Annotated in this window: 8 protein-coding genes; 4 read left to right on the forward strand and 4 right to left on the reverse strand. The window is 66.5% G+C overall.

The window, feature by feature from the left end; all coding sequences use genetic code 11:
* Positions 1 to 12: 12 nt before the first annotated feature.
* Both ABZX86_RS37655 and ABZX86_RS37660 read left to right on the forward strand, forming a co-directional pair.
* A complete protein-coding gene (locus ABZX86_RS37655; RefSeq protein ID WP_327142334.1) occupies positions 13 to 231 on the forward strand; it encodes an MbtH family protein in 219 nt (72 codons plus the stop codon).
* Between the two features lie 90 nt (positions 232 to 321).
* The gene (locus ABZX86_RS37660; RefSeq protein ID WP_327142333.1) at positions 322 to 450 is read left to right on the forward strand and encodes a hypothetical protein; all 129 of its coding nucleotides are present in this window, start codon (positions 322 to 324) and stop codon (positions 448 to 450) included.
* A gap of 1,207 nt (positions 451 to 1,657) precedes the next feature.
* Here ABZX86_RS37660 and ABZX86_RS37665 read toward each other — a convergent pair.
* Complete coding sequence (locus ABZX86_RS37665) at positions 1,658 to 4,978, reverse strand: BTAD domain-containing putative transcriptional regulator (protein WP_355130824.1); 3,321 nt, start codon at positions 4,976 to 4,978, stop codon at positions 1,658 to 1,660.
* Between the two features lie 281 nt (positions 4,979 to 5,259).
* Between ABZX86_RS37665 and ABZX86_RS37670 the strand changes: the two genes are divergently transcribed.
* Positions 5,260 to 5,466, forward strand: a complete 207-nt coding sequence (locus ABZX86_RS37670; RefSeq protein WP_327142327.1) for a hypothetical protein — start codon at positions 5,260 to 5,262, stop codon at positions 5,464 to 5,466.
* On the opposite strand, the gene ABZX86_RS37675 is transcribed toward ABZX86_RS37670, so the two are convergent.
* The gene (locus ABZX86_RS37675) at positions 5,435 to 8,737 is read right to left on the reverse strand and encodes a BTAD domain-containing putative transcriptional regulator (RefSeq protein ID WP_355130826.1); all 3,303 of its coding nucleotides are present in this window, start codon (positions 8,735 to 8,737) and stop codon (positions 5,435 to 5,437) included. The genes ABZX86_RS37670 and ABZX86_RS37675 overlap by 32 nt on opposite strands.
* Positions 8,738 to 9,112: 375 nt before the next feature.
* Here ABZX86_RS37675 and ABZX86_RS37680 point away from each other — a divergent pair, with 375 nt between their 5' ends.
* Positions 9,113 to 9,391, forward strand: coding sequence for a hypothetical protein (locus ABZX86_RS37680; protein WP_355130828.1), 279 nt, complete (start codon positions 9,113 to 9,115; stop codon positions 9,389 to 9,391).
* A gap of 80 nt (positions 9,392 to 9,471) precedes the next feature.
* Here ABZX86_RS37680 and ABZX86_RS37685 read toward each other — a convergent pair whose 3' ends face one another.
* A complete protein-coding gene (locus ABZX86_RS37685) occupies positions 9,472 to 10,704 on the reverse strand; it encodes a TetR family transcriptional regulator (protein ID WP_355130830.1) in 1,233 nt (410 codons plus the stop codon).
* A gap of 77 nt (positions 10,705 to 10,781) precedes the next feature.
* Positions 10,782 to 11,489 carry a hypothetical protein gene (locus ABZX86_RS37690; protein ID WP_355130832.1) on the reverse strand — a complete coding sequence of 236 codons (708 nt, stop codon included), beginning with the start codon at positions 11,487 to 11,489 and terminating at the stop codon, positions 10,782 to 10,784.
* Between the last annotated feature and the right edge of the window lie 8 nt (positions 11,490 to 11,497).

Here is an 11,497-nt window from a genome sequence, read left to right on the forward strand (position 1 = left end):
AGGTTTTCGAGAATGAGCAATCCATTCGACGATGAAGACGCTCAGTTCTATGTGCTGGTCAACGAGGAGGCCCAGCACTCGCTGTGGCCGGTGTTCGCGACCATCCCCGGCGGCTGGACCATCGCGCACGGCCCGGCCCCGCGCTGGGCCTGCCTGGAGTACGTCGAGTCGCACTGGACCGATATGCGTCCGAAATCACTCGCGGACTTCATGGCCAGTGAAGCCGAATAGCCACTGACCCGAAAGACTTTGCGGCACAATACAGCCCGCAACACCGACCCGGGGCGCATCAGCACCCCGTCAGAAAGGGAAAAAGAACACATGAAGGTCACTCGTACCACCACTCCGCCGACCACGGACCCCACCGGCGGCGTCGACATCGCCGGCATTCTCGCGACGGTGCTGAAGTTCCTGAGCAGCGGTTCCACCGCCAGCTACACCCCGCACTAGTCGCTTCCGTTCCAAGCAACACTTCTCGAAAGGATCAACCATGCCCACCAGTACCGGCAGCGGCGCCCTCGACATCCTGGCCGCCATCGCCCACCTGATCACGTCGGGTTCGTCGACCTCGATCATCCAGCCGACCCCCGGCGTCTAGGAGTCCCCCATGGATAGCGGAAGTGCGATCAACAACTTCCTCCTCCTGATCGCCAAGGTGCTCGGGACCGGTTCTTCGGTCACCTACCCACCTCCGGCCTGAGGACGTGAGGCTGCCAAAGCGCCGATACGCCCCGGCAGCCACACAATCCACCTGAATTAGCGCCGCGGCGTGCCGTCCACCAATCCCTGCCCGACCGGCACGCTGCGGCGTCCCAGATGAATTCAATTATGGCAGCGCCACCGCGAATCCTCCGCAAAAGCCCCACCCAAACAAATGGAATACATATGTTTCATATAGTTATTCCGTAAAATCCCCACTCCACGAACATTTTTCGCAACCCCACCCGCTGCACCCGGCAATCGCCCCCGCCCCTGCCACACCCTCGGTCACGTTCGGCACCGCCCCCATCGCACCACTCGAGCACCGCATCCCGCTCGACGGTCTTCCCCAAGTGCAAGTCGACCAACTCGTCCGCCGCCGACTCCGGCAGTACCCCAAGACAATCCATCAGAGTCCGCGCAGCCGACGTAACCGCCACCCCCAAGCCTCATGCACATCCCCGCCCGGCAGATCCCGCCGATACAGCGTGACCCACTCCGGCGCGACCCGATGCACACCTCCAGGAATGGTCGCCTCGAAAACCGCAGGCTCAGGCAACATCTCCCACAACCACCCCGCAGTCCGATGACTCAGCACGGCGCCCGGAATCCAAGCAACAACAGCAGCGCAGCGTGCCAGTGAAGTCACCCTGCCGACGCAGTAAACCCCCGGCAGTACCCGCGTATACATCCCCGCCCGACACCGATCGTCCAATGTAGACGCCGACATCCCCGACGCGATCAACTCCTTGCGAGTCCACACCCCATGAAAACCCATACACAGCAGCCTCATCCCCGCTGGGGACAACCACCGCACCCACCGCCGCCGAATGTGGACACCTGTGGATAACTCTGCCCCTGTGGAAAACCGGCCTCACCGGTCAAACATCAACCCTGACCGGCAATAATTGCCGACCCACATCATTCTTTGACCGCTCAGGCCGGGGAGTCGCTTCGATCAGTGCGCTACGACTGTGGTGCGTCGGCGGTAGCTCATGGGGTCGAGGCGGGGTGGTTGCAGGTCGGCGAGTTCGGTTCGGGTGCGGTTGGTGAGGCGTTCGGAGTTTTCCTGGTGGGTTGCTGCTCGTTCGAAGTCGCCCTGGGACATGGCGAGCATGGCCAGGACGGTGTCGGTGGTGCCGCAGACGGCGCCGGTGCCTTCCAGACCGAGGAATGTTCCGGCGTAGGGGGCGAGTTGGCGGTACAGGGATTCGAAGTCTTCGGTGAGGCCGAGTCCGAGTGCCACGTAGGCGCGAATTCCGTACTCGGCTTGTGGAAAGAGGGTGGGGCGGATGGGGGTGAATTCTCGGTAGAGCTCTTCGGCTCGGTCGTGTTGTCCCGCCGCGAGTAACGCCAATGCGTAGAACGGTCCGCCGTAACCTGGTGCCTGCGTGTATACCTCGTGCATTTGTTCTTGCAATCCGGCCAGATCGCCACTGGCCCACGCCTGTGAGAGGGCGATGGCGGAGCGGGGGCCGCCGCTGCGGAGGAACCCGAGTTGGGCGAGCCGTTCGTCGAATTCCGTGTAGAGCCGATCCGCTCCGTCGATATCACCGCGCAGCAGCGCGAACGGTGCGGCAATGCAGCCGAGCATGAGAATCAGCTGCGGCAGTAAGGCGTCGGTGACGACCCCCAGGGCAAGTTCGGCTTGTCTGCACGCCTCGGGCAGATCCACCCGGCCGAGCGCGCAGCGGAACAGGCCGTAATGACCCAGTGCCCGATACTGATCCAGCTCGGCGCGCTCGGCCACCTCCAGCAATTCCTGCACGAGCGCCAGATCCTCGCCCGAGGTGAACCGCACCAGGGCCACGGCATTGATCGCGGCGCAGAGCAGCTCCGGATCGTCGCATACGCGCGCCTGCGTCAGCGCCGCTACCGCGTATCGATGGCTGAGCCCCGAATCACGGTAATCCCCAGCTGTTTCGATCGCGGCGGTTACGAGCAGGCGTACCCGGTCGGCATTGTCGATCTCACCCGCCAGACAGCTGTCGACGGCCCGCGCCAGCCGCTCCCGCGGATCGAAGCCCTGCAGCGCCGGATACATGATCGGCGCCCGCCAGCAGGTGAGCGTCCGCACCAGCAGCTGCTGATCGCCGAACGCCTGCGCGAGCTCCATGGCCCGATCGCGGATATCGCGCGCTTCGAACCAGCGACACTGGTAGGCAAGGGCATTCACCAGCGCGAGATGGGCCTCGATCACCGCCGCCCGTACCTCGCGCTCGGCATGAACCGTATTGTGCCCGGCCAATTCGTGCAGTTCGATAACGGACTTCCACAACCGCACGGTATCGGCCGCCATACCCCGATCGGTATCGTGACGCGCGGCGGCCATCACGTATTCGATTGCCCGCACGGCTGTTTCGGGCCGCGCGCCGAGCGCCGCATGCCGGGCCAGCGTCTCCGGATCACGCGCCAGCCCCGGAAAATCCTCGACCCGGCCATCCAGCAGTTCCAATGCCGCCCAATGCAACCGCATCCGCCGCAACCGGGGAATCCCCAGATACACCGTGTCATGGATCAGCGCATGGTCGAAGGTGATGCGCCCGGTGCGGTCGGTGCGCACCAGCGTCGCCGCCTCCGCCTCGGCGATCAGATCGATCACCTCGTCCTCGGAAATCCCGGCGGCCTGGCTGAGCACCCGCAGATCGACGCCGTCGCCCCAGATGGCGAGATGCGCCAGGGCACTGCCGACTTCGGGTGACAGCCGCCGCAGCCGGGTGGTGATCAGCTCCCGAATGGAATCGGGCACCTCCCCGGTCTCACCCGATCCATGCTGCGCGGCAATGAGTTTGGCCATCTCCCGGACGAACAGCGGATTACCGCCGGTCCGCCGGTGCAGCAACTCCAATGCCTCCTTGGAGATTTCCCGCAATCCGGAGCTCAAAGCCAATGTCCGCGTGGCGGCCAGATCGAGACCGCCGAGTTCCAGCCATTCCGCGGTGCAGTGGGTGAGCGCCGCCGCGGTGGCGTGCAGCCCCTGCCCGGCCTCGGAGCCGCGCAGCGTGACCACCATGAGCACCGGTTCGTCGCGCAGCCAGTTCACCACCTGCCGCAGCACCTGCAGGGTCGCGGTATCCGCGCGATGCGCGTCTTCGATGAGAATGACAACCGGTCCGGCCGCACTGCGCTGTTTACACAGACTCACCACCGTCCGCGCAATGGTGAATGCGTCACCCGCGGCCAGATTTTCCGAAGCCACCGGATCGAGCGCATTGAGCACCTCCGCCCACGCCCATGCGGGCGGCGCGCCATCCACCTCGGGACATCCACCCCGTAGAAATGTCGGCGATTCCGCACCGAGATCGGCGAGCGCGGATTCGGTGAGTGTGGTTTTTCCGGCACCCGCCTCACCCGCGATCCACACCATTTGCAAGCGTCCGGTCGCCGCGATGGCGGCGGTTTCGCGCAGCACGGTGTGCTCCCGGACGTACCCGCTGTGCTCCCGGGTGCGCCGAATTCGAATGGCGGGCGCGGGCCCGGCCGGCGCTTCCGCACCAGCGAGAGTTTCGGAGTGGCTGAGGATGGCCGCCTCCAACTCCCGCAGCGCCGGACTCGGATCGATTCCGTAGTGCTCGCCGAGAAATTCGCGAGAGTGCCGCAGTGTCGAGAGCGCCTGCGCCTGCTGCCCGATGCGGTATTGCGCGGTGGCGAGCAGCCGGGCGATTTCCTCGCGCTCGGGATGTTCGTCGAGCAGGGTGCGCAGTTCGATGGTGACTTCGGTGGGCCGATTGAGATCGAGTTCGACGGCGGCGCGCATTTCGGCCGCGGTCAATCGCAGATCGGTGAGGCGATCGGCATCCTGTGCGGCCCACCCGAATGTGGTGAGCCCCTCGAACGCGGCGCCGTTCCAGCACCGGAGTGCGGCATCGAGGGCATTGCGCCGTTCGACCGGATCCGGCAGCCCGCCGGGCGCGCGCAACCGCTGCTCATAGGAGCGCATCAGCGCTTCGAATTGCCAGGCGTCCACCGATTCGGGCGCGAGTTTCAGTGCGTAACCGGACGATTCGGACACCAAGTACTGAGATCTGGCTCGTCGCGGCCTATCTGGTTCGATCAGCCGGCGCAGATTGTGAATGTGCACCTGCAGCACCGATGCGGCTGTCGGCGGCGGATTGCCCTCCCACAGATCGTCGATGAGCCGATCCGTACCGGCCGAGCGCCCACCGGCGGCGACCAGACGGGCCAGGACGGCGCGCAACATGGTCGCACCCAATCCGACCGGTCGGTCGTCCACAATCAACTGAATTGGCCCGAGTACGCGTACCTGCGGTTCCGTCATGCTCCGCGACAACCTCCGAGCCGGTCTTCCTCGAGCGGAAAGGGTTGTGAAACAGCGATTATTCCACCGGTTACCGGCCCGAATGACCTGAAATCACGGTTCGAATTAGACTCGCCGACCTTGGTTCGTTCATTGGCGAATGATTGGCAAATATATTCATGGGAAGAAACGTCCGAATCTGCCGCGAAAGTCCAAGTGTCCGTGGCGGTGATGACTTTCCGTGTACTCGCTGATCGATAGCTACGCAGTGTTGGCCCCCAAGTGAAGTGGAGAGGAACAGCATGAGCCGGAGCGAAAAGACCGAACCGAACACCGTAGGCCTCTACTGGGACCGTGACGGCGATATCTGGCAGCGTGAGGACGGCGGCTGGCGTCTCATCCTGCAAAGCGGTATCGCCGTGGATCCGGTCTCGGTGTGGGACTGGGACAGCGGCTGTGTGCGCGACTACGCGCCGTTCACGCCGATGTCGTCATTCGCGGCCGGCTGACCTCGAGGTCGATCACCGCCAGATCGGCGCGCATTCGTAAGAGCAGGGCTTCGGCACGGGCCCGATGGATAGCGGCTTTCTTCGTATTGCCCAGCGCTACCGCCAAATCGGCGAGCGTACTGTCCATCGGGCCGAGATGCAGGCAAAGCCCGGTCTCGATGCCCGCGATGGTTTCGCTGTGCCCCGCGAGTTGCTCGTACAGTCCGCGAATTTCCTCGCGATCGCCGAACTCGATCGCCGCGTGCGCCCGCAGTACCGCGAAGGTGTTCGGCCACACGTACGGGAAGACCCGCGGATACCGGTCGTACACCGCGCGGGCGCGGTCACGCCCACCGGCGTGCAGCAGCGTCATGGTGTACACCGGCGCCGCGATTTCCGGCGCCACCTCGAACAGTTCGGTCACCGGTTCGAGCAATCGGGATAGATCACCCTGCGCCCAAGCCAGCGAAACCTCGCCCAGCAGCAGCACGCCCGCGGCATCGGCGAGCCCGCGTTGCGCCAGCCGGGTGAAGCGCTCTTCGAAGGCGCGCCGGGCCGCCGGCAGATCGCCGCGCAGCATGGCCGCCTCGAAACCGAAAAGCCCCAGCGCATCGAGAATCTGCTGGAGCTGACCGTCGGTGGCGTCCTCCAGCGCGAGCGCTGCATGGTCGGCCGCCGCCCGCAGATCGCTCTCGCACAGCGCGGCGCGATACAGCGAATAGTGCGCGACGGCCCGGTACTCGCCGAGCCCGGCCGCCTCGGCAATCCGCAGCATCTCCGCGGCCGGTTCGCGCGGGCTGCCCTGCAGCAGCGCGAAGATCCGGATATTGAGCGCCCAGCACAGCAATTCGGGCTCGCCGACGGCCCGTGCGAGCTGTACGGCCCGTTCGGCGGCCGCCCAGGTTTCCCGGGTCCGCGCCGCCACCGCGGTATCGAGGACGATGGAAAGCAGCAACCGTGCCTGCGTCTCGCGCGGGAGCTCCGCCATGACGACCGGACCGAGTATCTCGGTGAGAACGGGCGTGGGCGTGCCCGCCTCGACCAGCGTCCACATATTCGGCACCCGCCAACTGGTGTGCGCTCGAATCAGCAGCTGCCGATCCTCCAGCCGCCGGGCGAGTGCGATTGCCCGCTGCCGTTCATCGCGGGCATCGAGCAGCCGCCCCTGATAGGCCAGCGCATTGACCAGTTCGCAGTGCGCCTCCAGCACCATGGCCCGCTCGCCCGGCGCGGCGTGATCCCCGGTGTGCCCGGCCAATTCGTGCAGCTCGATCGCCGACTGCCACAGCCGCACGGTATCCGCCCGCATGGCGCGCTCCATGCTGCGAGCGATCGCCGCCCGCACGTATTCGATGGCCCGGGAAGCCGTTTCGGGCCCCGCGCCGAGAATCGCATGATGCGCCAGCATGTCCGGATCGCGGGCCAGACCCGGATACCTGTCCTCGGACTCCTCCAGCAGTTGTAAGGCGGCCCAGTGCATTCGGACCCGCCGCAGCATGGGGATGCGCCGATAGACGGTGTCCTGGATGAGCGCGTGATCGAAGGTGATGCGCCCGGTCCGGTCCGTGCGGACCAGCCCCGCGGATTCGGCCGCGGCGATCAGATCGATCAGCTCCTCCTCGCTCACCCCCGCGGCTCGGCTGAGAATGCGCAGGTCCACGCCCTCGCCCCAGATGGCCAGCTGCTGCAGCGCGGCGATCACCGGGTCCGGAAGGTTGCCGAAGCGCTGATTGATCAGCTCCCGGATGGTGTCGGGCACCTCGTCCAGCACGACGTCGGAACCCTGGGCCGCAAGCAGTTTCGCGATCTCCCGGATGAACAGCGGATTGCCGCCGGTGCGCCGGTGCAGCCGCGCCAGCGATTCGTCGGTCAGCACGCCGAGTCCGGCGGCCTGGGCGACGGCGCGCGTGGTGGCCAGATCGAGCCCCGTCAGCTCCAGCCACGCGGCGGTGTGATGGGCCAGCGCGCCCGCGGTGGCGTGCAGCCCCGGACCGGCTTCGGCCCCGCGCAGGGTGATCAGAATGAGCACCGGTTCATCGCGCAGCCAGTTCACCGCCTGCCGCAGCACCTGCAGGGTGGCGGTATCGGCGCGATGGGTGTCCTCGAGCAGTATGAGCACCGGCCCGGACGCGGTGCGCTGCCGGCAGGCGCTGACCACCGTGCGGGCAATGGTGAAGGCATCATCGGTCGCGAACAGATCCGGTTGCGCGCCATCGGTTTCGAGTCCGGCGCGGATTTCCGACCACGCCCACGCCGGGGGCGCGCCGTCCACTTCCGGACAGCCGCCGCGCACCGTGGTCCACTGCCGCGCGGCGAGTTCGGTGAGCACGGATTCGGCGAGCGTGGTCTTACCGGCTCCGGGCGCGCCGGCGACCCAGATCGTCTGCAGATGACCGCCGCGAACCTCCGCCGCCACCCGGAGCAGGGTGTCGCGCTCATTGCCGTAGCCGTTGTAGGACGGTGTCTTTCGCACCGGCTTGATCGGCGCCGGCGGCGAAATCACTGCCGGGGTGAGCATCTCGGCGTGATCCAGGATGGCGATTTCCAGTTCCCGCAGTGCCGGACCGGGATCGATACCGTATTCCTCGCCGAGATACTCCCGCGTCCGCCGCAGCGTCGCCAGCGCCTGGGCCTGCTGCCCGCTCCGGTACTGCGCCGTGGCGAGCAGCCGCGCGCATTCCTCACGTTCGGGATGCTGGTCGAAGAGCGCGCGCAGTTCCGCGGCCACCTCGGCCGGATGACCCAGATCGAGTTCCACCTGGGCGCGGCGCTCGGCGGTGGCGAGTTGTAAGTCGCTGAGCCGGTTGGCTTCCCGCCCGGCCCATCCGAAGAGCGTGAGCCCCTCGTAGGGTGCGCCGTTCCAGCAGGCGAGCGCCGCATCGAGCAGTTCGCGCCGTTCCCTCGGGGCCGGCGGATCGGCGTGATCGCGCAGCCGCTGATCGTAGTGCCGCAGCTGGGCTTCGAAATGCCAGGCGTCGACCGCCTCGGTATCGAGTTTCAGTGCGTAGCCGAGGGATTCGTTCACCACGTAGCGGGCGGCCGCCCGGCGCGGGCGGTCCGGTTCGAAGTGCCGGCGCAGATTGTGAATGTGCACCTGCAGCACGGAGGCGGCGCTGGGCGGCGGTTTGCCCTCCCAGAGATCGTCGATGAGCTGGTCGGCGGTGACGGCATGCCCGCCGGCGGCCACCAGGCGGGCGAGTACCGCCCGCAACATGGTGGCGCCCAGTCCGACCGGTCGGTCGTCGATGATCAATCGAATCGGCCCGAGCACCTGCACGCGTGGCTGCGCCATGATCGTCGACACCCTTCCACACCGGATTGGTCGAGCCGGAATGTCCGTCACCTCGAACGTTGGCACACCGCGAGCAACCCGGGACCGAAATACCCGGCAATTTCAGGACTTTCATGGGTAGTGGCCCGACTGTTACAGTGACAGCAAACGTTTGGCGAATAAACTCGCGCGAAAGTAGTGGCCGAATTCGCACGGAAGAGTCCCAGAAGTGGCGCGTTGAATACTTGTGTTCACAACGCCACGAAGGGAAATCCGATGGTCACCACTCGCGGTAACTGCCGAACAGCACAGAGTCACCGGTACGAGACGAAGCCGCCCGCTCCGCGCGGCGACCATCCGCAGTCCGTTGCTCGTAAGTTGCTGGGAGAAAACACAATGAACGATGAATTTGCCCCGACGTGGATGTGCGCGCCGACCGCGGCTGCCGCCCCCAATGGAGACTCCGCCGGGCCCAGCAGCACCGAACCCCACCTGGCCGGTCTGTACTGGGACCGGGACGGTGATATCTGGCAGCGGGAGGATGCCGGCTGGCGGCTGATCCTGCAGAGCGGGATCGCCGTCGATCCGATCTCGGTATGGGGGTGGGAGAGCGGACATGTGCGCGACTACGCGCCGTTCACCCCCGTGTCGTCATTCGCGACAGCCGACGGGTAGCAGTGCCCAATGCCCGTGCGGCTGTAGCGGGCCGGACACGTAGCGTGCCCGGTCGCGACGGTGACCGGTGCCCTGAGTACTCAGGGTTCCGGCACCGCCGCTTCGACCACCCGTGCCGTACCGAAGAGCGTGATCTCCATGAGCCGAATCACGCGCTCCTGCGGGCAGATTCGCTGATTGTCGCCGAAGACGCGACCCATATCGACGACCAGCCCGAAACCGGCGTGCACCAGAATGCGCGCCTCGCCCTCGGACAGCTCCGGCCGCACCGCGACCAGCAGGCGCACCCATTCGGCCACGATGAGCCGCTGCACATTGCGCAGCATGGTGCGTTCCTCGGGCGAAACATGGCCGAACTCGGCGTAGTAGACGAAGGTCAGCTCGCGCTCGGCGAAGGAGCCCGCGACATAGAGATCGATGAGCTTGGTGAGCGCTTCGCCGGGAGCCGACGAGGACGCCACCGCCGGGCCGATCGCCCCCGACACCCGATCGGCCGCGCGCCGGAAGGCCGCCGCCAGCAGATCACCCTTGCTGCGGTAGTAGCGGTACACCGCGGAGGCCGCCGACAGATCGGCCGCCGTGGCAATGTCCTCCACGCTCACATTGGGATAGCCGCGCTGGTGGAAGAGTTCCACCGCCTTCTTCAGCAGCAGTTCATGCTTGAACGACTGCGGAATCTCGGTGGCGCGCGGCGTGGTCGCGGCGGTGCCCGGCGGCGGCAGTTCGCCGTCGATGAGCGGACCGCAGGTCGAATGCAGCAGTGCGGTCAGCGGTTTCGCCGGAAGAGCGGCGTGGTGGTCGCCGATGCTGCTGATCACGCTGAAGAGCGCCACCGCCCGCAATGCGCGCTCGTGCTCGTCGAGTTCCGGGCGCACATCCCCGATGAGCCCGCGCAGCACGCTCAGCGCCTTGGCGAACTGATCGGACAGCGTCCGGCGGTCGGTCTCGTCGAGATACCGCTGCTCCCAGCGCACCAGGGTGACGGTGGCGCGATTGGCGATGGTTTCGGAGATGATCTTGTCGAGCACGCTCTCCAGTCGCGCGCGGGGACTGAGCCCCTCGGACTCGTCCGGCGGGGTGACCGAATCGAGGGTGAGCTGCCCGAGCCGCAGCAGCTCCTCCCGGAACAGCGCGTACTTGCTCGGATAGTGCCGATACAGCGCGGCCGAGGAGATGCCCAGGCGTGCGGCGATATCCTCCATGCTCACACCGTGGTAGCCGAGCGAGCCGAAAGCGGCCGCCGAGGTGGCGGCGATCTGGGCGCGCCGGTTCTTCGGGCGGCGGCGGATCACGCGCTGCTCCTCGACATTCATGTCGGCTATCGTAGCCACCAGGTCTTTTGTGTCCCTGCCGGGTTGGCGGCGGCCATCCGGCGGCAGGCGGTCCCGGGTCACGGCAGCGGCTGTTGCGACAGCGGGGAATTGACCTTGTTCACCAGCCAGCGATCGCCGTGCCGTTCCAGCCGCATAACCATGGAGAGCTGGCCGGGCGCGGGCTTGTTCTGGGTACCCAGGCTGGTGATGGTCTGGCCGATCACCACAATGGCCTCCGCCGAATCCCGGTCCCCGGCCCGCACCGCGCACTGCACATCGGTCGCCTTCGACACCACCTGGCCCTGCGAGAGCACATCGCGCAGATCCTTGCTGGTCGAGTCGAACTGCTTGCGCCACTCACCGGTCGCCCCGTCGAGCACCGCGGTGAAATAGGCGTCCAGGTTCTTGGCGTCATAGGTGGCCAGCACCGGCGCGTACGCGCAGGCCGCGCTCTGCGCCGCCTGATGGGCGTCGAGGACATCCTGCTTGTCCTTGTTCTGGACGTAGAAGAACACGCTCGAGGCCACGGCCGCACCGGCGAGAACCGCCACCGCCGCACGAGCCGCGATCCGCCCGCCGCGTCCGAGCGCGGGCAGCTTCGGCAGCGCGAACCTCCGCTTGCGGGCCCTGATCGGCACCACATTCGAATCGGTCTCGGCGGCAACGGTTTCGGGCTCGCTGTCCGCCAGGGCGGCGTCGGGCTCCACACTGTCGTCGGGCTTCACGCTGTCGGCGGGCTCCACACTGTCGGCGGAGGTCTCCTTGTCGAGGTCGATCTCGCTCATGGTCGTTC

The sequence above is a fragment of the Nocardia sp. NPDC006630 genome, assembly GCF_040611495.1.
In the GTDB taxonomy this organism is placed as follows: Bacteria; Actinomycetota; Actinomycetes; order Mycobacteriales; family Mycobacteriaceae; genus Nocardia.